This window comes from Mucilaginibacter angelicae, from assembly GCF_042434235.1.
Classification (GTDB): domain Bacteria; phylum Bacteroidota; class Bacteroidia; order Sphingobacteriales; family Sphingobacteriaceae; genus Mucilaginibacter; species Mucilaginibacter angelicae.
The window spans coordinates 280,870-303,968 of sequence record NZ_JBHLTS010000080.1; the positions used below are offsets into that span (position 1 = coordinate 280,870).

Below are 23,099 nucleotides of genomic sequence, written 5' to 3' on the forward strand. Positions count from 1 at the left end.
TAAATTATAGTATTGTTAATTAGGTTTATGGATTTGCGATTAATTATAAGGAATGTATTGGCTAAGCTTTTTTGAGCACTATCTGCTCATTAAGCATATCCTGCATTTGTTTATAAAATTCTCTTAATTCGGGATAGCTCTCTTTTTCATAAAAAGCTTTTTCATATGAAATAACATACCGTACCATGACCATTCCATCCTGCTCGGCAATAAAGCGCTTAAGGCTTATGCTTTGATCGGGCATAACCATGTGGATGCTTTTGGGCAGGGCATCAATTTTATAACCGGCCGGAATTTTATAGCTGCCGTTTATTTCATACCGGTTGCGGTGCCCGAAATCAATATCGGTAGCTCGCTTTTCGCTCAGAAAAGGGTTGGTACGTATGGGGGTAAACAAATTGGGGTTAAAGTAAATATAATTGCCATCTGAGCCTGTAAGCTCAAGGTTAAAGGCTATGTTTTGAACCAGGGGCAGGGTATCAACCTCCATATCATTCATTTTTAATGACGATATTTTTAGGTTATTGTCCTTTTCCCTTAAGTATTCAATATATTTTTTTTCGCCATCAGTTTTATAGCGCTCACAGCTGCTCATTTTATGATAGCTGAAACTACTGATATCGGCGGTGCCTGTCATTTTTCCGTCGGCCGAGATATCGGCGTTGATAATGACTACCTGCCTGGCGGGCGCATCTTTTTCGATAGTGAGCATATCGTAAGTATTGGCCGATTTATCAATGTATAAGCCCGAAGAGTTAAGCAGGTTATCCGGAATTTCGTTGTACAGATTGTATTTGCTTGTGGCATCCAGGATATATTCTTTTGTGGTATCAACCGGGATATAAACCACAGCCCTGTTAAATTGTGAAAGCGAGGTATTGTACCCGTCAACCTTTCCATGCTCGCGGGTGCTTACAATCATGGGATAAATTTCTTTAATACCCGATTGCTTAAGCAGGTGGTATAAAATGATATTAACTTCGGCCGAGTTACCGGTCTTCTTTTCCCAGGCCCGGTAAGTACCATCGTTGGTATACCAGCGGTCGATACCATCCCATTTCATGGTGTTTTTTACTGCATTAAATATGTATGCTATTTTTTCATCATCGGTTTTAAACGTTTTGGCCTTGGCAATGATAGGCTCTTCATCTTTTAATTTACGTTTAAGCTGACCTCCAAAATCTTCATCATCGGCAATAAGCCCCCCCACCTTGGCCCAGGTATCTGAATATGACTTATAAAAACCATAGCTTGATTTTACCGAGGTAAGGTTAAACTGTAACGACATGATATTATCTGTGTATGAGCGCATATAAGGCTCATCGCGCAGTGACGGGATATTTTCCATAGCCCTCAAATCCTTTTCGTCATTGTAGGATAAAGAGTTATTACCCGGCATTGTACGTGCATCCGATTTATGAATTGATTTTGAATAAGGCATCCATACATGGCTTACCGTCCGGAAATATAACAGATCGGGAATAGAGGTATCCAGTTCGCTGTAGCGTACCGGTATTTTTTGCTGAAAATCCCATGATGGGAAATTGCTTATCGAAACAGTGTGATATTTATACTTGTATTCAATTACCGAACCCGCTTTAACGTTTGGCATTGAAAAAACAATAGCGTTGCGTACTTTATCAATGGTTTGGGTATAAATAAGCTTTTTATCCAGCTTGGTTATTTCGGGCTTTCCGTTAACCAGGTTAATGGTTTCGGCCTGTACATCGTTAATATATTCCAGGCGGTTACCGCCGTAATACTCAATACGGATATTGGCTTCATCTTTGCCTTTATCATTAAAGATTTTGATGCGTTTGTGATATTCGCCGCTAATATCAAATGAGCCATCGTAGTAAACGTCACCTTTGTTAAAAAGAACTTCGGCATTGGCATCCGGCTCAAAATCACATTTCGTCATTTCAAGATCGGCTGTTTCGATTTTGCCAAAGGGTAGAATTTTAGGGGGATTTTCGTTTTTCTGAGCGTTAACCGGTAACGCAAATAAGGCTGCTCCGAGCAACACTAAAAGCCTGTTCATCGTGATGAGGTTTAATCAAATCAAAAATAACAATTACCGGAATATTTAAAAGCAAATTTTCCGGCCATTTTATTTATTTTTTTATGGCGATAATTGCTGTCATGAATTTACCCCGGCACCCTGTTATTTTGACATTAAAATTTCATTTCCCGCCCCTGTTTACGTACATTTATTTAACTGGCATTTGGATTGATATACTGTAATTAATGAAGCAAAAATTTTATGATACTGCTGTGAAGCAGGAGAAAGCTGTACTTGTTGGTGTAATAACACCAAACGAAACCGATGAAATGGAGAAGGAACACCTTGAAGAACTGGAGTTTCTGGCCAGCACAGCAGGGGCATTAACGGTGAACCATTTTACACAAAAACTGCAGCGCCCGGACAGGGCAACCTTTGTAGGTTCAGGTAAACTGGAAGAAATTAAAGCCTACGTTATAGAAGAAGAAATTGACATAGTTATTTTTGACGATGGCCTTTCGCCCTCGCAATTGCGTAATATAGAGAATGAGCTGCAGGTAAAAATTCTTGATCGGAATAACCTGATCCTGGACATTTTTGCGAGCCGTGCCCAAACAGCCCAGGCCAAAACCCAGGTTGAACTGGCACAGTTACAATACCTGCTGCCCCGCCTTACCCGTCTCTGGACCCACCTTGAACGCCAAAAGGGTGGTATTGGTATGCGTGGTCCGGGTGAGTCGCAAATTGAAACCGACCGTCGTTTAATCCTGAATAAGATCTCGCTGTTAAAGGATAAACTGAAGCAGATAGATAAACAGAATGAAACCCAGCGCAAAAACCGTCATCAACTGGTGCGTACAGCACTGGTAGGTTATACCAACGTAGGCAAATCGACCATCATGAACATGATAGCCAAATCGGAGGTGTTTGCCGAAAACAAGTTGTTTGCAACGCTGGATACTACAGTAAGGAAAGTAGTGATCGAAAACCTGCCTTTCCTGATGTCGGATACGGTAGGCTTTATCCGTAAGCTGCCCCTCCATTTGGTTGAGAGCTTTAAATCAACGCTTGATGAAACCCGCGAGGCAGATGTCCTGATCCATGTGGTTGATATTTCGCACCCCAATTTTGAAGATCAGATCCGTACAGTTAACGAAACTTTGAAAGATATCGGCGCTATTGATAAACGCATTATCACCGTGTTTAACAAAATAGATGCTTTTAAACCCGAAGATCACCAGGTATCGCAGGATGAACCGCTAACACTCGAAGACTTTAAGCAAAGCTGGATGGCTAAGAATAATGCTCCCGCCATATTTATTTCGGCCACCAAAAAAGAAAATGTTGATGAGTTCAGGGCTTTGTTGTACGACGAAGTAAAGGCGATCCATACGGAGAGGTATCCGTATGACCAGTTGTTGTATTGATAAACCAACTTTTTTATCATGTCTCGATGATCAAAATTTTTAAATACCTCGATGAACTTAATTGTTTTATGGTTGATAATGATTACAAGAGAATAGCAGATCAATTGGGGCTTACCGAATGGAATGAGGTTGTATGGATTGGCCGTTTTTTTATATTGGATAATGACTATGGCGAACACTGGTTTGACAATTGGCCTGAACGCGAGTTGATTGAAGATAAGGCTAAAATCATGGGATATGACTCGACGGAATTATTTGTTATCGATCACGAACGTTTTAAAGATAACAGAGATGGGCCATGTCATTCGCCGGACGAACGGGTTCGATTCTGGACAGATGTTTTAAAATCATTGCATCTCAGCTACGAAACATTGTTTGCAGAAGCCAGAAAACAAAATCGGGAAAGAGAAAAACTGAAAATAGATAGTGGATATATACCTAATCTGGAAGAACGAATTGCACAGATAGCAGAGACAGCCTCTTATGATAATCTCAAATAGCTTTCTACTTGTAACTGGCATGTGCTGATATGCAGTTCCATAGGCTTATCAGTGCCTGCTTAACCATATAAATTATATTGGTGTCGAGAAATCAATTCATTTACTTTCCCTAAGCATTGCAAGAGCGGCTTCAAACTCTTCGTCGGTTAAAAAAGCATCATCTGGGAAGGCTTGCAATTCCTCTTCCAGACCTTTCATGCTTTTGCCCATCTTAACAGCGAAAGCAGTAGCTCCTCCGGCTGCCAAAATCTCTTCTACGGAATAAGACCTATATTGATAAGAACGAAATGGGTCATAGAGTTCCTCTATTTTAATTTTTTTAGTTTCCATTTACATCTCCTTCCTGCACACAAATATAATCATTCGTTTAATATCTAAACGCCATCTTTCTATGCTCTCAATCAGTCAAAAATATCCCCTCCTTTATCTCCGGTATGATCCCCTTCTCCAAAGCGGTATCAAACATCAGGTTAATAGCTTTACGGCCTTCTTCACCAAGCTCAACCGAGTATTGGTTAACGTAAAGCTCAATGTGTTTATACATCACCTCTTCGCTCATTTCCTGGGCGTGTTGCTTGATAAATTCCAGGCCCGATTTTGGGTTGGCAAAAGCAAACTCAACCGATTTGCGCAGCACCCGGTTTATTTTATACTGAACATCCAGGGGTAAATTACGGTTGGCAACAATACCGCCCAGCGGTATAGCGCAGCCGGTGCGTTTTTCCCAGTAATCGCCAAGGTCAATTATCTTTTTCAGGCCTCTATCCTGATAAGTGAAACGATTTTCGTGAATGATCAGGCCAACATCTATACGGCTATCAAGCAAAGCATCTTCTATTTCCGAAAACACCAGCTCCTGCTTATTGGTAGCCTGCGGAAATGCAAGGCCCAGCAAAAAGTTGGCAGTAGTGTATTTGCCGGGAATACCAATTAAAGGATTTTTGATTTCGGAATTTCGATTTCGGATTTCTCCTTTTTCTAAATCCGAAATCGAAATTTCCAAATCCGAAATCAACAATGGTCCTACCCCAAAACCCAGTGCACTGCCCGAGTCAAGCAACACATATTTATCGGTTACATAGGCAAAAGCATGGTAGCTTAGCTTGGTAATATCCAGCTCGCCACGAAAGGCTTTTTGATTAAGCGTTTCCACATCATCATAAAAAACCTCAAACTCCAGTCCTTCGGTATCAATTTTATGGTGGATGAGGGCATCAAAAATAAAAGTATCATTAGGGCAGGGCGAAAATCCGAGCGTTAGTTTCATGCGGGTAGTAGATTAACTGTTAATGATCTGGCTAACCAGGTCGATGGCAAATGTATTCAGATTTTTAATGGCCAGCCCAATGTTCCAGGCCTCGCGGTTGCGTTTTTCAACATAATTTGACACTGCCCTGATCTGCATACCGGGCACGTTCATCTGCCGGCAGGCGTAAAAAAAAGCTGCTCCCTCCATGCTTTCCAGCTGCGGGTTTAGCCGTTGCTGTATTTTTTGGATGGATGTTTCATGTCCGTGTACCGTATTAACGGTTATAGCTTTTGCCTTTTTCAGAAAAAAATTTGGATAAACCTGTTCGAGTGAAGTTGTGGGCGTAAAAGCACTTTCTCCGAAGCCAAGGGTATCGATAGGGATAAAAGCCTCATCATCCTGTGCGCCAAGTTCGGCAAAGGTATCTTCGGTAATTTCCAGTACATCGCCTAAATGAAAACTGCGGTCAAAACTGCCTGCTATGCCAAAGTTAAGCACAAGGTCGTAAGTGTGGTTGCTTAGTTGCCGGGCCATACTAAAGGCCGTTGGCACCATGCCCGCGCCGGTTATCAATACATCAACCTTGCTGCCAAAAGCATTGACCAGTGGTTCAACCTCAAATTTGGTAGCTGCAACAATGAGTATAAGCATATTGCATTATTTTGACGGCTAATATAAAACAACTCACCTGTTTTTGTTTTGTATATTTGCACCCACTTTTGTTATGATGATACATATAACGCGCAAGGAACATTTTAATGCCGCTCACCGGATGTACCGTGAGGAATGGAGCGCTGAAAAAAACTTTGAGGTGTTTGGCAAATGCGCCAACCCCAACTGGCATGGTCACAATTACAACCTGTTTGTAACTGTAAAGGGCGAAGTTACGCACGCTACCGGCTACCTGATAGACCTGAAAGAGCTGAAGACGATTATCAATGAGTATGTTATTGAAAAGCTGGATCATAAAAACATTAATAAAGATGTTGATTTTATGGCCGGCAAAATGGCATCGACAGAGTTGCTCTGTATTGAGATCTTTAACCAGTTAAAAGAGCCTATCGAAGCTTACGAGGGTGTATTTTTACATTCGGTAAAGCTGTACGAAACCGAAAACAATTCTGCCGAGTATTTTGGCGGTTAATTTTATAAGATGAGCGATTCACAATTTAGCCAGGATACCGACGATGACGATTTCGGCGGATACATCAAAATAGATCGTTACAACCAGGAGCGGATTGATAGTTTAAAGGATAACTACCACAACGTATTAAAGCAGATAGGCGAAGACGCAGAGCGAGAAGGTTTATTAAAAACCCCTGAGCGTGTTGCCAAAGCTATGCTTTATTTAACCCACGGTTATGACCTTAATGCCGAGGAGATCCTGAACTCGGCCAAGTTTAAAGAGGATTACAGCCAGATGGTGGTAGTGAAAGACATTGAAGTATACTCGATGTGTGAACACCATATGCTGCCGTTTTTTGGCAAGGCGCATGTGGCCTACATCCCTAACGGGCATGTGGTAGGCCTGAGTAAGATCCCCCGGGTGGTTGACGTATTTGCCCGCCGGTTACAGGTTCAGGAACGTTTAACCAACGAAATTCGCGATTGCATTCAGCAAACGCTGAACCCGATAGGCGTTGGCGTGGTAATTGAATGCCGCCACCTGTGCATGAGCATGCGCGGTGTACAAAAACAAAATTCGGTAACCACCACATCGGCCTTTACCGGCGAGTTCCTGAAGGAAAAAACAAGGACTGAGTTTTTGAATTTGATAAGCTCTAAGTTGAGTTAAGCCCCCCGGCCCCCTAAAGGGGGAGTGATGGGAGCTAATAATTATATTATAAACACTAAAAAAATTCCCCCTTTAGGGGGTTAGGGGGCTAATGAAAGCATATATTTTCCCGGGCCAGGGCGCCCAGTTTGTAGGTATGGGCAAGGACCTGTACGACCAGTCAGAAAAAGCACGTGAGCTGTTTGAAAAGGCTAACGAAATATTAGGTTTCCGTATTACTGATGTAATGTTTGAAGGCACTGCCGAAGACCTGGTGCAAACCAACGTAACCCAACCTGCTATTTACTTACATTCCACCATTTTAGCTACAGTTTTGGGCGATGATTTTCAGCCCGAAATGGTTGCAGGACATTCACTGGGCGAGTTTTCGGCCTTGGTTGCTGCAGGTGCTTTAACGTTTGAAGATGGCCTGCGTTTAGTTGCCGCACGTGCCAATGCCATGCAAAAAGCCTGTGAAATACAACCATCAACCATGGCTGCCATTTTAGGACTGGATGATTTTACTGTTGAGGACATTTGCGAACGCATAAGCGAGGTGGTTGTGCCTGCAAACTACAATTGCCCGGGCCAGTTGGTAATATCAGGCTCCATTGCCGGTATTGACGAGGCTTGTATTAAAATGACCGAAGCCGGCGCCAAACGTGCTTTAAAGCTTAAAGTGGGTGGCGCGTTCCATTCACCTTTAATGGAAGCGGCAAGGGTTGAACTGGAAGCTGCCATTGTGGCTACCGAGATCAAAGCCCCGGTATGCCCTATCTACCAGAACATTGATGCCAAACCGTATACCGATCCTGAGCTGATCAAACAAAACCTGATAGCCCAGCTTACAGGTGCTGTTAGATGGACACAAACCGTAATGCACATGATTGAAGATGGCGCCACATCATTTACCGAAGTGGGGCCGGGCAACGTACTGCAGGGGCTTGTTAAAAAGGTTGATAAAACCGTGATAACAGCAAGCGCTGTTTTACCGCAATAATTTTTAAAAGCCACATACAACATGTGGCTTTTATTTTTGTTATAGGCTTGTAATAAACAAAAAATCCATAGTATAGCAACATCTTGACTACCTCCGGAAAAATACGCCTGTTGCTTGCCCTTTTGGGGCTTAGTTTGCTATTTACTGCCATTATTGTTCAAAAAACATATACGCCGGTAAACAGTCTTGTACAGTCTGCACGGGTACTGGAAGATAATCTTCACAGTAAGGAGGCCTTTATAAACCAACAGCTTAACGGCAACTGGGGATTTAAAAAGATGGTAAACCTGCGCAATAATGAGCAGGATGCTATTAATGCCATTGAAAACTTTACTACCAGAAACAGCATTTGGTTTATTACCCTAACCAATAACAAACTTAGCTTTTGGAGCGGGATAAAAGTATTGCCCGATAGTACAAATACCATTAAGGAAGGTTATTCATTTATTCAGCAATCTAACGGATATTATGAAACTTTCCGGAAAACGGAGGGGAACTTTTCCGTTATTTTCTTTATCCCGGTAAAAATCAATTACGCTTTCCAGAATAAATACCTTCAAAATAAATTTGCCAAAGATCTGCTTGATGATGACAACATTGATATAGCCGATTTTACAGATATCAACGTTTACGAGGTTCACAGCAGCGATAATGATTACCTGTTTTCGGTAAAGCTTAAAAATAATGATACCAATAATGATTTTGTTTACTACGAGCTTTCATTCTGGATCCTGACAGCTATTACGCTTTGTGTCCTGATGCATAACATCTGCAATTATGTTGCCTCTAAGGGGTATGTAGTTTTATCCATCATATTCCTGGCTTTATATATTGTGCTGTTCAGGTTTATTAACCTGCATTATAACCTGCCCGATTTTACTTATAAGCTCAGCATTTTCAATCCCATATTTTATGGTTCGAGCCTGGTTTATCCTTCGCTGGGCGATTTTTGCATCAATATCCTGGTCATTTTTTGGTTTGTAACCTATGTGTACAAGCAGCGCCGCGGGTTTTTAAATGATGTACAAAGTAAGACAACCGGCTATTTTGTAGTGGTTACTTCTATTTTAACACTTATAGTAGTATCAACATCACTATTACGTTTGTTTTACGGCCTGGTTTTTAACTCGAAAATCAATTTTGATGTAAATAATGTCCTTAGCTTAACGGGTTTTAGTTTACTGGGGGTATTGATGCTGTGCTTCAGCTTTTTGATATTTTACCTGCTGAACGAGGTTGTTTTAACCATATGCCTTAAGCTTACTGTGCCGCGAACACATCAGCTGTTCCTGTTTTTATGCGGAATTACCGTCACTACTATTGTATTTGCTTATTACCAGGAATTTACGCTGTTTTATATATTATGGGCAATATTGGTATTAATACGGGCCTATAATTTTGTTTATCACAAAGAGGAACTTTTTGCAACTTCGTTTTTAGGTATTGTATTTATTTGCGCCCTGATAGCAGCCATTAAGCTTAACCATTTTGAAGACCTGAAGGAACACGAAACCAGGAAGGCCCTGGTACAAAAGCTGGAAATTCCTGATGATGCCACGGCTGATTATATTTTTAAAAAGGTAGAGAACCAGATTATAACGGATACCGCTATAGTACGTTATTTTACTAATGGCCTGCATAATGGCGATTATCTTAAAACCCGTTTCCAGAAACTTTATTTTGATGGCTATCTTTCAAAATATGAGTTCAAGGTGCATGAGTATGATGCCAATGAGCAACCTACATCGGCAGATAAAAACTACTCGCTGAGTGTTTTTAAAGACCTGGTGCTGTATAGTTCATTTAAAGTATCAGACTATTTTTACCGCGAAAACGAATCGTTCGGGTATCAGAATTACTTTGCCATATTGCCTGTAAATACCAGTAACAAGCAACTGGGTACTATTGTAATTGAACTTAAATCGAAGCCGCTGCAATCATCAGGCGCTTTTCCCGAGTTGCTCATTGATGGCAATATCAGCCCTGAAAATGATTTTAAAGATTATTCGTATGCTTTTTACAGCGATAACAAGCTGCTGAGCCAGCGCGGTACCTATGTTTATTCGCTCGATAACCTTGAGTTTAAAAGTGACCTGAAAAAATATACAGAAAAAACCACCCAAAACCACAGCACTGCTTGGTATGAAAGCTTTACAACGTACAATCACCTGATATACAGGCCCAGCGAAAGGAACCTGATTGTTGTTAGCAGGGAGGAAAACTCGCTTTATTACGCGGTTACTTCGCTTACCTTTTTCCTGGTAGTAATACTGATCTTCAGTGCCGTTATCATCACCTTAAAATGGTCGTGGGCCCGTATCAAGATCTTTAACATAGCCGAAGATGGGCTGAAGATAAACTTCAGGATAAATTTTGATAAGGTATTGTATAAAACCCGCATCCAGATTTCAATGATCCTGGCGGTGGTGGTTACATTAGTGCTGGTTGGCTTTATTACCTTTTTATCCATAAGCAACCAGTACCACACGCAGCAGGAAAAAATGATCAGGGATAAAATAACCCGCATATCATCGGCATTTGAAAACGGTCTTTTTACCCAGTACGTTGAGCACGTAAACGAAGAGAGCCAGGTTCATTTTAATGATTTGGCCAATACCTATGCAACCGACCTTACCGTATTTGATACCAACGGCGTGCCTTTGCTAACCACCCAGCCTAAAATTTACGAAAACGGCCTGGTTGCCAAACGGATGAACGCCCGTGCATTCATCTTTTTAAGCAAGCTGCAAAAAACCGAGTTTGTAAATGATGAAAAGATAGGCGAATTGAGTTACAAGGCCGCATATGCCCCAATAACCCTTACATCATCAAACAAAACGGTAGCCTATATCCAGGTGCCCTACTTTAGTAATGAAGCCGATTATCGTGAGCGGATCAGCTCCTTGCTTAACGTGATGATAAACGTTTATGCTATAGTTTTTATAGCCATAGGCTTGTTTGCCATCATCATTGCCAGGCAAATAACCGCGCCGCTAAACTTTATACAGCAAAGCCTCAGTAAAACCATTTACGGTAAAAAGAACGAGCAGATCAAATGGTCGCGCGATGATGAGATCGGGGCATTGGTTAAAGAGTATAATAAAATGATCTCGGCACTTGAAAACAGTGCCCAGCGACTGGCTCAGTCGGAGCGTGAAAGCGCCTGGCGTGAAATGGCCAAGCAGGTTGCACATGAAATTAAAAACCCGCTGACGCCGCTAAAACTGGGCTTGCAGCTGCTTGATAAGTCATGGAAGGATAAAGACCCTAAGTTTGATCAGAAATTTGAACGTTTCAGCAAGTCGTTTGTTGAGCAGATAGAAAGCCTGTCATCAATAGCGTCCGAATTTTCGGCATTTGCCAAGATGCCTGATACCCGGATAGAACAGATCAATATTTTTGATATGCTGAACCAGGCGGTTATCATTTTTAAACAAATGGATAACGTACAAATTGCTTATCAGCAACCCGAAAATGCTTTTAACATTAATGCCGACCGCGACCAGCTATTACGTTGTTTCAACAACCTGCTAAAAAATGCCATTGAAGCTACCCCGCACGACAGGAAATGTATTATAGATATCAATTACCTGGTAACCAGTAAAAATATCCTGCTTACTATTAAAGATAATGGCAACGGTATCCCTGAAGAAATGCGCGAAAAGATTTTTGAGCCAAACTTTACCACCAAAAGTTCCGGAACTGGTTTAGGCCTCGCTTTCATCAAAAATTCTATCGAAAATGCCAACGGCAAAATCTGGTTTGAAACAACTATGGGAGTGGGCACTACGTTTTATTTGAGTTTACCGGCCGCGTGATCCTATAATACTCCGGCAAAACTTTTCAATGCTAAAGTCAATACTTTTGGGGCTGCTTCCAGAGGGGTTTGAGCAACATTGGCTATATTTATACTGATTTATTTGCCATCCCATGTCACGTCTGCTCATCATTTTTTTGGTTTTATTAATTTATTTAACAGGCTGTGCACCTCACAACCAAAATGTTGTAACCGGGAAAAATATTTACCGGGACACAAGTGATCATGGCAATTATAACGTCAGGATAAAGGTACCGAGCTACTGGATTGAAAAAATACGCCGGTTTGATTATAGCCGGAACACCAAAGGCCTGTTGCATGAATTTGAAAGCTTTATAAAGCCGGATACACTGATCAACCAGGGAGGGCATCATATTGATCCGGACTACGGCCGGGTGCTTAATCCATTGTTTGTTAACCTTGATGGCGAGCCGGGAGAAGAACTAATCTGTTTATTAGCCTGGGATATAGGGTCGCCTTACCTGGGGGTATTTAAGCAAATTGAAGGCCAGTGGTATTTGTTATATTTTGAAGATATTTGGATGTTTAACGAAGGCACAGAACTATCTGTTGCCAATAACTTTTCTAAGAACAAGGTTTTTTATTGCAGGCATTTGTATGGCAGAGGAACGTGCACTTATGCCGATGGTTATTGTTTTTACAAGTTAATCCACAATAAAGTTTACCGCTGCCTTGAATTGGTGAACGAAGCCAATACCTGTGGATGGTCACCGTTTCTGAATCAGAATGTAAAAATGAATTTTAAGTTTAGCGCAGACAACAGCGACGGGCTTTTGGTTAATTATGTTTATGATTTTTTTTATACTCCCAACTATCAAAGCGCAGTTCCGGAACCATCAGACATCTCATTGATAAAAGGAGATGCCAGTGCATGGTACTCATGGGATGCTAAAACGCTGACTTACAAATTAAATATTCCATCTTACAAAAAGGAAACAGAAGATTTAACTGCAAAAAAGATAGCCTGTTTTGGAGATTTTAAAAATGATAGCCTATTTGTGGATGCATTTCGCGGACAAATTGACCAGGTGCTTAAAACTGGAACGAGCCGGCAAAAAAAGATATTAAAGGAAATTTGCAATAAGCTGAAAGATAAAAACAATTAAAGAGAGATAGCCGATATGAAGCATATTTAAATCAATATTAGTTTAGGTTCAAATCTGCCAATTGCTTCAAATAATAGAAAAAAATGGCGTGTTATAATTAAAGGCTGCCCCACGAAAGCATAACAGAAATGTTAGGCTTTTTTATTTTTAGCTACCCATTTAGCCTTGCCTCAATTAACCATATTCAATTTGCTTAATCATAATGGGTTTTATATATTTATACCAACCTTATCCCATTATGAATAAATTTTACGCGTTACTTTCCCTACTTTTCTTTATAGCCTGTCCTTCATTATTATCCGCGCAAACATGGAAACCCTTCGGCGCAGATGAGGAGATCAGCGCCCCCAGCCTGGGTTTTACGTCTTCTAATATCATTGCCATTTCACCCGATGGCACTCCATATATCGCTTTTACCGACAATACCAACAACAATACAATTACCGTTAAAAAATATGATGGTAAAAGGTGGGTGCAGGTGGGCATCACCATTAACGAAGGCTATTATTCGTCGGACCCAGCACTTGCATTTAGCACCGATGGCACGCCATATCTTGCTTACGTGCCCAGCATTGCCGATAAAAATATTGTTACTGTAACAATCCGAAAACTGGTTGGCGACAATTGGGCAAGAGTTGGTTATCCTATCGGTACAGGGATATACCCCAGCCTTGCTGTTGACCCCAACAATGTGTTGTATTCGGGGTTTTCTGTAGCTTACGGTGGCGGGTTAGCTGTAAGAAAGTTTACCAACACCTGGGAAAACGCCGGCGACCTGGATAATGTATCAGGGTCGCCACTAACTTACAATAAAATAGCCGTTGCAGCAGATGGTACACTTTACGCAGCCTATGCAGCTATTAAAAACAGAAATAAAGTATCGGTAAAAAAGCTGGTTGCCGGCAAATGGCAGCTTGTTGGCACTGATGGTTTTAGCAATGCCGGGGCTAATAACGTCACCATGGCTCTAACTGCCGATGCTACGCCCTACGTAGCATACCAGGATTCGACTGCAGGGAGCGCCGCTGTAGTGCAGCAGTTTAAAAACGGAACATGGACAGTGGTTAGTCCAACAGGGCTTTCAAAAGGCGCTGCCAATTATATTAATATGGCTATAGCGCCTGATGGCACACCATACCTTGCTTTTTGCGATGCCGGCGACAAAAACAAACCGGTAGTAAAAAAATTAAGCGGCGGCAACTGGACAAGCGTTGGCCCGGCGTATTTACCTGCAGATAAGGCAAATTACACCAGCATAGCCATATCAAAAAACGGCACGCCCTATCTTACGTATTCTGATTATGATTTGGGCGCAAAAGCAGTTGTGAAAATGTTTACCAACGGCCAGTGGACAAACGTAGGCGCAAGTAACGTATCTATCCAGTCATCAAATAATGTAATTTTAAAAGTGGCAAAAACAGGCGCAACTTATGTGGCCTTTAATGATGCATTTAATAATGGAAAAGTATCGGTTAAGCAATATCTATCGGGTGCCTGGCAGTATGTAGGCCTGCCAACCCTATCGCAGGCAGGCGTTTTTCTGACTGATCTGGACATGGACCTGGCACCGGATGGAACACCGTATGTGATTTACAGGGACTCAAGCCAATACTCGTGCGTGGTTAAAAAATACAATGGTACGGCCTGGGTAGATGTGGGCAGTAATATAGCCCGCTATGGCGGTATTTTTTTCAAAATAACTATCGCACCCAACGGCACGCCTTATATAGCTTATTCCGATACTAACTATGGTGGTTTAATATCGGTTCAAAAATTCAGCAATGGCAGTTGGACATTTGTGGGCAAGGCTGCATTTTCTGCTGGTATTGTTTCTAACGTCAATATTGCAGTTGATAAAAATAATGTGCCATATGTGGCCTATTTGGATGTTTCATCTAACAAGCCAAACGCTAAGCGCTTTAACGGCACTACCTGGGTAACCATGGGAGCCGAAAACTTTACACATGGTGCCGTACGGGATATCAATTTGGTAATAGGGGCCAATGGCACACCTTATATGGCGTTTTATGATATCAGTGCAGAAGAAATTATTGTTAACGAATTTAGCAATAATAGCTGGCAGGTTATTGGCGGCCCTACAGGATCATTCGCGTTGGCCAGTATACCAAAAATGCAGTTTAACCCAGCCGGCCAACTGTACCTTGCATTTTTACAATCTAATTCAGTAGATAATTACACTAACGGGCAACTACTTAAATTAAACCAGGGGACATGGGCTGATGCAGGCAGCAACGGGATGGTACCATATACAGGAACCAATCATTCCATAGCGTTTGCACCCAACGGCGATCCGGTATACGCCTATACAAATGGCCCTGTTTATGTTCGCACCAAAACCGTGGATAGTCAGGCAGCGCCTCCGGTAGTTAACACAATATTGCCCACCGTTGGCAGTATCGGAACAGTAATTACTATTAATGGTTATAACTTCAGCAACGTCTCGGCAGTGAAAATCGGCACCAGTGATGCGGCATCGTTTACGGTGGTTTCGCCAACAACAATTACAGCAACTTTGGGCAAAGGGGCAACCGGCCCTGTAAGTGTAACTACTCCTAACGGCACTGCCGCATTTGGCCAGTTTACATATACAGCACCGCAACCTGTTATTAACTCTTTTTCACCCTTTTTTGGCGATGTTAATTCAACCGTAACCATCAAAGGCAAAAACTTTAGCACAACTGCAGCCAACAATTTAGTTTATTTGGGGGCAGTAACAGCCGAGGTCATTACCGCTACCGATAGCATTCTCACCGTAAAAGTGCCCGTAGGTGCTACTGCTGCTCCCCTCACTGTAACCGTAAACCAATTAACGGCCTTTGCATCCGGAGTTTTCAACGTCACCTTTAAATCGCAAAATACTTTTACTCCAACTACCTTTGCTGTAAAACAGAATGTTGGCAGTGTTACCCAGGCATCAGCGGTAAGCGTAAAAGACATGGATAACGATGGCAAGCCTGATGTAATAGTTACCGGCGGCGGTACAGCGGTTTTAAGCAATACCAGCACAAAAAATAACCTGTCTTTCAAAACAAATTTTAACAGGGATCAGACTGGAGAATATTTAACCACATGTGATTTGGATGGTGATGGCAAAGCTGAGCTGGTGATGGCTACCGGGGTAGCTATCAATACTTACAAAAACAATAGCACACCAGGCAATACTTCGTTCCTCACCTATGGACAAGTCATACAACCCGCGGATTATTCCTTTGAAGCATCAGTAGGAGATGTTGATGGCGACGGCCGGCCCGATATTTTATCTATCAGCAATGGTGGTTTTAACATAGCCTTGTTCAGGAACGGTGGCACCGAAAAAAATTATACTTATTTTGATGACGCCATTATACTTACCAATGATAGTTTTCCGCTGGGTGCTAACCTGGCCGATATTGACGGCGACGGCAAACCCGATGTGATAGTCATACTGCCTGACTATTCAAAGTTGGATGCCTATGGCTATATCTCGGTCTTTAAAAACACCAGCACTATCGGGAGGGTTTCTTTTACGCCAGTAGTGTTTCCCGCAAGGTTATACGCCGGCAAAAACACCGGACAACCCATTATCGCCGATATGGATAATGATGGCAGGCCGGAGATCATTGTGCCAAATACCAAATCAAACACCATATCGGTTTTTAAAAACACAAGCACCAAAGGCGGTATAATCTTTGCAACAGGTGTTGAATTTGCAACCGGCACAAGCCCGTCATCAATTGCCGTTGCCGATTTGGATGGCGATAGCTTACCCGATATTGCAGTTGCTAATCGTAGCAGCAGCATATCGGTATTAAAAAATACAAGCACGACAAGCGCTATTAGCCTTGCCGCAAAAGTTGATTATAATACCAACTACCAGCCGGGCAGCATTGTTGCTGCCGATCTTGACGGCGATCAGGCCCCTGAATTAATTGTATCCAATTACCTTGGCAACAATGCTACCATATTTAAAAATAGCATTATCCAGCTTAATTTGCCTAACACTAACTTTACCGTATCAACCGTAAGCGCTACTTGTAAAGGCAGCAATAATGGCTCAGTTAATATCGACGCAAATCAAGCCTTTACCTATACTGCCGCGCTTACTGGAAACGGTTTAACTAAAACACTGCCATTTACAACAAAAGGTGCATTTAACAATCTGCCCGCCGGCACCTACAATTTATGCATCACCATGGCCGAACAAAGTGATTACAAGCAATGTTACGATGTGGTGATTGTGGAACCTAAGGACCTGACACTATATTCAACCGTGAACACGGAAAACAAAACAGTAAATTTGGCGCTTACTGGTGGATCTGTATATAATATCAACCTTAATGGCACCAACTATACTACCACTAACAACAGTATCAACTTACCGCTTAATGCAGGTAACAACAAACTCAGCATAAGCACCGACAAGGAATGTCAGGGCATAATACAAAAACTGATAAACCTGTCAGGCATTATCAGTCCGTACCCTGTACCATTTCAAAACACGCTAAATGTAAATATTGGCCTTACGCCGGTAAGCAACGTATCGGTACAACTATATGCCGTAAGCGATGGCCGACCAGTATATAACAAACAATTCACCAACCAGGCCGGAGTATTGCAATTGGATGTTACGGCCTTTAAAACCGGGGTTTATACGCTGCACCTAACTTTGGATGGCAACGAAAATGTTTTTAAAGTGATAAAGCAATGAGGTAACTATTACCCTACATTCAATTCCTATTCGCTATAGGCCGGTTTTTCAGGTTCAATAATTTCTTTTAGCTTTATAAAGCTTCCGTTTTTGTGATCAATTTTCATTTCAAACCTTCCTTCAGCATTTGAAACCATCAGGCTGCCCAAAAGCCCCAGCATCATAGAAGCAGTGACCTGCTCGCCCATACTGGGTGAAACTTTTGCATTACCCGTGAAAAGAAAATCACTACCCACTTTTTTAAGCGGAGAATATTCATCCCGCGAGGCAATATAAGGCTGGCCATTATAAACAATGGCGTATATACTTTGAGATTTTACCTTTCTCAGCTTGTTATCCTTATCTTTTGCTTTTACGGCATCCGGATATATTTCGTATCCATCTACTACAATCTGCTTATCAGGCTCCTGATCCATAAATTGCTTATAGGTTGTATATAAGCCATCTTTATAAGCTGATACGTTATAAAGCTTGATCCTGCTTTTTTCAACACTATCGATATTTAAAATTTCGTGTACAGTGAAAGCTTCTGTTCCTTCCGGTTGTTTCAATAAATTATATGCAATAAAGTTACACAAGGTTTCTCCCCCGGTTTTCAACAAAGCTTTGGTTACATCTACCATGCCCTTAACCTGCACCAATGTATCTATAGCACCTATCAGCCAGTATTTATCAGCAACCTTTGTATATAACCCTGCCCTTAAACAACAATAGCCTTTTTCGCTCATTGCTCCGGTCATTTCAGCAAAACTAAATTGTCTTAACTCCATCAGAAGCTCGTTGTGCGTGGCCGATGAATCAGTGATGCTGTTTAATAAGCCGGATAGTTGATTAACGAGTGGCTTTCCCGGCACCACCAGGGCCCTTCGGTTGAGCATCCCGGTTTGAACAAAACCTATATTGGTTGTATCATTCCGGATATCAATAAGTTTAATAGCATTATAGCGGCTGTTTTTAACCTTTACAGCAGGGGCATCCAAATCAAATTGCTGCTTATGCTGAGCCTGCAGCGTTAATGAACTTAATAAGGCAATTACCTGTAAAATAAATATTTTACGCATATGTTTAATTGTGATAAACAAATATAGAAACATTACTGTAGCCTGTAAATGCGATGAAAAAGAAAGATTTTACTTAGTTGCAGCCAGTACATGAAGGCTTCTAAACTTATTTATCCGCCTCAAACTCATTTAAATGAAAAATACTTTATAAAAGTATTTGCATTATATATCAAAGTGATTTAAATTCGCCGCTCGGTTTTACCAACTATAACGGTAAATTAAAAACAAAGGGAGCTTAGCTCAGCTGGTTCAGAGCATCTGCCTTACAAGCAGAGGGTCACTGGTTCGAACCCAGTAGCTCCCACTTAACAAAAGCCTCTTAGATAATATCTAAGGGGTTTTTTGTTGCTCCCTAACTTTTCTGTCCTTTCAAAGTGCGTGCAAATCGCTTGCAAATTTTACAGCAACCAAACCGGGTTAATGATCTGGAAAAACTTTATTATTGGAGTTGATTCACCATTCCCAATCATATGAAATCCCGTTTCCTAAAAAAGAATTTCACATTAGTGTTTTTTATTATACCGCTTTTTTTTTCATTTAAAGCAAATGCGCAAAAGACAGAACCAATTAAGTCTGATCAGGGAGAAGTTGTAATGATGCATTCCGACATTCTTAAAGAAGATCGAAGGATACTGATCTACACACCGAAAGATTCTGCCAATCCTGAGAAAAAATATCCGGTGATCTATGTTCTGGATGCCGACAATCATTTCGCCCAGATGGTAGAATATTCTAAATACCTCAGCCGGCAAGATGTATCTGTTATTCCTCAACTTATCGTTGTAGGAATAACAAATACAGACCGTAACCGTGACCTTACTCCATCTCGCAGCAATGTTGATTATTCTGGAAAAACGGATACCACCGCTAATTCCCCGTATAAGAACAGCGGGGGAAATGAGCATTTTTTTCAATTCATTCAGAAAGAGCTCATGCCCTATGTCATTTCAAATTACAAAACTCAACCTTACCGCATCTTTGCGGGACACTCATTCGGAGCTCTGACAATCATCAATTGCCTGATTAATTATCCAGATATGTTTGACGCATACATTGCCGTGAGCCCATCCTTCTGGTGGGATCAAAAATTCCTTCTGAAGCTCGCGGATAAAAAATTGAAAGCAGGATCAACTTTATCGAAAACGCTTTTTTTTAGCGATGGCAACGAAGATTCTTCTTCACCAGGATCACCGTTTCATACCAATGTTTTAAAGTTTGATTCCCTGCTCAAAAAGCTAAATATCAAAGGATTAGATTTCGAATATATGGCCTATCCGATTGAGAGTCATATGACTGTTCCTATTAAATCATACTATGACGGACTTCGATTTATCTATCACCAATGGATGCTTCCTCCGGTAAGTGATGAAGAGGTCAATCCGGAGATCATTATGAAACACTATAAAGGATTATCGCAAAGGTTTGGGTATCCGATTTTGCCTGACGAAGCATACTTCAACGACTGGGCACAATGGTTAGTAAAAAATCCGGCAACCCTAAATAATGGCATTAAGCTACTGGAAATGAATACAATTAATTACCCGTTTTCTTCAAGAGCCTTTACCGCTTTGGGCGCAGCTTATGCTATGAAAGGAGAAAAGCAAAAAGCCATCGCTTCGTACAAAAAAGCCAACGAGTTAAACCCCACATCAAATGAAATTAAATCGAGTTTGTTGGAGTTGCAGAAATAATATATCAAGCCTTCTACCAATTATGAAAGGGTAGTATCAGAAACCTGCCACATTTACGACTTGAACCAAAAAGCTTTTCAGGCTAAATTTACTATTAAACGCAAATCAGAAAGGAAATGGTTCGATATATGTGCAGTAGCTCCCACAAAAAGCCCAACATCTCTGTTAGGCTTTTTTATTTTCGCCTAACCTTTGACATTTATGTATTTTGTCTACATACTTTTTTGCCACAACTTTTCTGACTGATCCCTTTTTTCGTCTTCAAGAATTACATAGTATATTTTGGTGCTTTCGGTTAAACAAAAAAGCCTGTAAATCGATAATTTACAGGCTTTTAGACAATTTTGACATTGTTTTCAGCGGAATGGACGGGACTCGAACCATGCCCTTATATTGTTGAATTTCAATGTTTTTACTTTCTAAAAACCTGGCGCTCACCAGATGCTCACCTATTTTTTGCAACTAATTGAATGCAAATGGGTTACATCAAAATTAAGAATAATATCATTTATATCAGAATATTTTTCGAAAAGGTCTTCAAATTATCAACGTGTCACAGAGTTAGGGTTGATTTTAATATGTTTTGGCAGATAATAAGGGTAAAGGAACAACTCCGAATCTTTATTTTGCAATCTATGGATGTCGTCTTCTATATGCTGGCTTACTAATATTGTTGAAATAGCTTTTTCAATTAAATAATTTATTGATACAAGATTGTAACTTTAAAATTATCCTTACACAATTAAAAGTAATAAACTTATATGGAAATCTATCACGGTACCAATAGTACTCATGCAACCGAAATTTTAGGCCCACCCCATTCTATCGATGTTACAAAGGGACGAGGAGAACTGGGCCAGGGATTTTATTTGGGGACAGAACCGTTAATGGCGGCGATGCTTGCAAAAGGGCGATATGATAAGGCGGCATCCGTGCTGAAGATTTCGGTCGATGAGCCAAAACTTATGTTACTTTCCAGTAAAATACTCAAAACTTCAGGTTTGGTTCGACAGCATTGGAATATGCTTATTCAGCAAAATACCACAGCCAGTCATAAATTCGGTGTGGATGTTGTAGTCGCTCCATTCGCTACATTTTCATTTGCACATCAATATAAATTCGAAAGTAAGAAAGCAGAAGATCTTCTTAATAATTCACTGATGGCCCAAATACTATAGATATGAAACTTCCTATTTTTCAATTTACATACGGGCTTAATAAAGGAAAATTTGGCTTCGTTTTTCCGGGGGAATCTGATGTTGAAGTTCAGACTTTTTTCTTTGCGATCGCCTTGCCTATAGGCTTTACAAATGAAAGGCCTAATTATGAACGAATTAATGACGCTCTATTTTATAATGAATTCTATTTTCCTGTTGATTTGGACGGTGAGTATAAGGAAGTTTACGGCGAGATAAAGGCGCCTTTTGATTTCGATGAAGGTTCTGAAAATATCATCAGTTTTACAGCGACTAACGGATCGTCAATAGATTTCGATATTGATCTTTATAATCTTAAGTCTTTTTATAGGTTGAAAGGCATTAAAATCAGAAACCTATACCGCTACGTTGGGAAATATCAAAAGGGGATATACAATAATTGTTTATTTTTACCATTAACATTAAGGAATTTCGACACTCTTAATAGCTATTTCAATAACGACAAGGGCATTTTTGTTGGCTACACCAATAATTTCGGAGAATTTGATGAACTGGGCTTGCGTGGGTGATAAACCGGGAATGCGGATATTTTTAAAAAGTACTCTTAACACTTTTAAATCTTTAATATGATTGATTTACCTAAAATCAAGTTGTTTAACAGAACCGAAATCCAAGAACTCATCAAAACAGAGACCGATGAGTTTCTAGAATTATACTTACCTAGAACATCAAAGCAATTTTTTAGTGAGCGCGAGGATATTGCCTATGATTACGCATTTGCAGCTTATTCAGGCCAATTAATTTCTGAAGACACTGAATATTTCGAATACACATTCAGTTTACCTTCTGAGTTTGTTAGCTATACATTTAAAATAAAAAATTTTGATCCTGAAGCTTTAGCGGAAACTTTATACGATATTTCATGTCTATATGGATATACAGGAAATGATGAAGACGAAGAGAACGTCACTATCGAAGAAGTTAACCAATTTCTGGATGATGTTGAGGCAGGTAAAATAACAGCTGCCTGTCCGGAGCTTATCGCTGTATTTGAAGAATTCACCGAAGAAGAAGAAGATTGATAAAGAGTAGGTAGCTTATATTTTTATGTGGATGTAATGGCCGATAACCATAGCAAGGAAACTCGAAGTTATAATATGTCCCGAGTAAAAGGAAAGAATACAAAACCGGAACTTTTGGTTAGAAAATTTTTGTTCTCAAAAGGCTTTAGATTTAGGCTACACGACAAGAATCTCCCCGGCAAACCGGATATTATACTTCCTAAGTATAAAACTATAGTATTTATTAACGGATGTTTTTGGCACGGACACGAAAACTGTAGTTATGCCACAATTCCAAAAACCAGAACAGAATGGTGGCATGCAAAAATTAGCAACAATATTTGTCGCGATCAATCAGCTCAAGATAAACTTAGAGGCGAAGGCTGGCGGGTAATTGTAATCTGGGGATGCGAGTTAAAATTGAAGCAGCGCGTTAAAACACTTGAAGAACTACCGAATAAAATAACCATTGGCAAAACGTAGTTCTTATCAACATCTGTTCATTATTTCAACAAAAAATCTATC

Annotated in this window: 18 protein-coding genes and 1 tRNA gene; 14 read left to right on the forward strand and 5 right to left on the reverse strand. The window is 40.7% G+C overall.

The annotated features are described in order from the left end of the window. Positions 1–61 precede the first annotated feature (61 nt). Positions 62–2,041 (reverse strand): DUF3857 domain-containing protein, encoded by a 1,980-nt coding sequence (locus tag ACFFGT_RS32540; protein ID WP_377026693.1) that lies wholly within the window; start codon positions 2,039–2,041, stop codon positions 62–64. Between the two features lie 206 nt (positions 2,042–2,247). Here ACFFGT_RS32540 and hflX point away from each other — a divergent pair, with 206 nt between their 5' ends. Together hflX and ACFFGT_RS32550 are read left to right on the forward strand one after the other, a co-directional pair. Continuing rightward, complete coding sequence (gene hflX, locus ACFFGT_RS32545; protein WP_377026694.1) at positions 2,248–3,429, forward strand: GTPase HflX; 1,182 nt, start codon at positions 2,248–2,250, stop codon at positions 3,427–3,429. Between the two features lie 26 nt (positions 3,430–3,455). Further along, positions 3,456–3,929 (forward strand): hypothetical protein, encoded by a 474-nt coding sequence (locus tag ACFFGT_RS32550; protein ID WP_377026695.1) that lies wholly within the window; start codon positions 3,456–3,458, stop codon positions 3,927–3,929. Between the two features lie 96 nt (positions 3,930–4,025). On the opposite strand, the gene ACFFGT_RS32555 is transcribed toward ACFFGT_RS32550, so the two are convergent. The 3 genes from ACFFGT_RS32555 to mqnB all read right to left on the reverse strand — a co-directional run bounded on the left by ACFFGT_RS32555 (position 4,026) and on the right by mqnB (position 5,829). Next, entirely contained in the window at positions 4,026–4,259 is a 234-nt protein-coding gene (locus ACFFGT_RS32555) for a hypothetical protein (protein ID WP_377026696.1), read from the reverse strand. Positions 4,260–4,326: 67 nt separating this feature from the next. Beyond that, positions 4,327–5,196 (reverse strand): menaquinone biosynthesis family protein, encoded by an 870-nt coding sequence (locus ACFFGT_RS32560; RefSeq protein ID WP_377026697.1) that lies wholly within the window; start codon positions 5,194–5,196, stop codon positions 4,327–4,329. A gap of 12 nt (positions 5,197–5,208) precedes the next feature. Beyond that, positions 5,209–5,829 carry a futalosine hydrolase gene (gene mqnB, locus ACFFGT_RS32565; protein WP_377026698.1) on the reverse strand — a complete coding sequence of 207 codons (621 nt, stop codon included), beginning with the start codon at positions 5,827–5,829 and terminating at the stop codon, positions 5,209–5,211. Between the two features lie 76 nt (positions 5,830–5,905). On the opposite strand from mqnB, the gene ACFFGT_RS32570 reads away from it, so the two are divergent. From ACFFGT_RS32570 to ACFFGT_RS32595, 6 genes are all read left to right on the forward strand, one after another. Continuing rightward, positions 5,906–6,322: a 6-pyruvoyl trahydropterin synthase family protein gene (locus ACFFGT_RS32570; RefSeq protein ID WP_377026762.1), complete on the forward strand. Its 417-nt coding sequence runs from the start codon at positions 5,906–5,908 to the stop codon at positions 6,320–6,322. A gap of 9 nt (positions 6,323–6,331) precedes the next feature. Then, positions 6,332–6,973: a GTP cyclohydrolase I FolE gene (folE, locus tag ACFFGT_RS32575; RefSeq protein WP_377026699.1), complete on the forward strand. Its 642-nt coding sequence runs from the start codon at positions 6,332–6,334 to the stop codon at positions 6,971–6,973. A 91-nt stretch (positions 6,974–7,064) separates the two neighbouring features. Then, positions 7,065–7,952 (forward strand): ACP S-malonyltransferase, encoded by an 888-nt coding sequence (gene fabD, locus ACFFGT_RS32580; RefSeq protein WP_377026700.1) that lies wholly within the window; start codon positions 7,065–7,067, stop codon positions 7,950–7,952. Positions 7,953–8,035: 83 nt separating this feature from the next. Further along, positions 8,036–11,770 (forward strand): sensor histidine kinase, encoded by a 3,735-nt coding sequence (locus ACFFGT_RS32585; RefSeq protein WP_377026701.1) that lies wholly within the window; start codon positions 8,036–8,038, stop codon positions 11,768–11,770. Between the two features lie 112 nt (positions 11,771–11,882). Further along, a complete protein-coding gene (locus tag ACFFGT_RS32590; protein WP_377026702.1) occupies positions 11,883–12,896 on the forward strand; it encodes a hypothetical protein in 1,014 nt (337 codons plus the stop codon). 238 nt (positions 12,897–13,134) lie between these two features. Next, positions 13,135–17,604, forward strand: coding sequence for an FG-GAP-like repeat-containing protein (locus ACFFGT_RS32595; RefSeq protein WP_377026703.1), 4,470 nt, complete (start codon positions 13,135–13,137; stop codon positions 17,602–17,604). Between the two features lie 26 nt (positions 17,605–17,630). On the opposite strand, the gene ACFFGT_RS32600 is transcribed toward ACFFGT_RS32595, so the two are convergent. Further along, complete coding sequence (locus ACFFGT_RS32600) at positions 17,631–18,665, reverse strand: hypothetical protein (protein ID WP_377026704.1); 1,035 nt, start codon at positions 18,663–18,665, stop codon at positions 17,631–17,633. A gap of 229 nt (positions 18,666–18,894) precedes the next feature. On the opposite strand from ACFFGT_RS32600, the gene ACFFGT_RS32605 reads away from it, so the two are divergent. The 6 genes from ACFFGT_RS32605 (at position 18,895) to ACFFGT_RS32630 (ending at position 23,057) form a co-directional block, all read left to right on the forward strand. Beyond that, positions 18,895–18,969, forward strand: a tRNA-Val gene (locus tag ACFFGT_RS32605). Between the two features lie 166 nt (positions 18,970–19,135). Beyond that, a complete protein-coding gene (locus ACFFGT_RS32610; protein ID WP_377026705.1) occupies positions 19,136–20,356 on the forward strand; it encodes an alpha/beta hydrolase-fold protein in 1,221 nt (406 codons plus the stop codon). 761 nt (positions 20,357–21,117) lie between these two features. Then, entirely contained in the window at positions 21,118–21,534 is a 417-nt protein-coding gene (locus ACFFGT_RS32615; RefSeq protein ID WP_377026706.1) for a hypothetical protein, read from the forward strand. 2 nt (positions 21,535–21,536) lie between these two features. Further along, complete coding sequence (locus tag ACFFGT_RS32620; RefSeq protein ID WP_377026707.1) at positions 21,537–22,082, forward strand: hypothetical protein; 546 nt, start codon at positions 21,537–21,539, stop codon at positions 22,080–22,082. A 57-nt stretch (positions 22,083–22,139) separates the two neighbouring features. Continuing rightward, the gene (locus tag ACFFGT_RS32625; protein WP_377026708.1) at positions 22,140–22,595 is read left to right on the forward strand and encodes a hypothetical protein; all 456 of its coding nucleotides are present in this window, start codon (positions 22,140–22,142) and stop codon (positions 22,593–22,595) included. 36 nt (positions 22,596–22,631) lie between these two features. After that, entirely contained in the window at positions 22,632–23,057 is a 426-nt protein-coding gene (locus ACFFGT_RS32630) for a very short patch repair endonuclease (RefSeq protein WP_377026709.1), read from the forward strand. Positions 23,058–23,099: the final 42 nt, after the last annotated feature.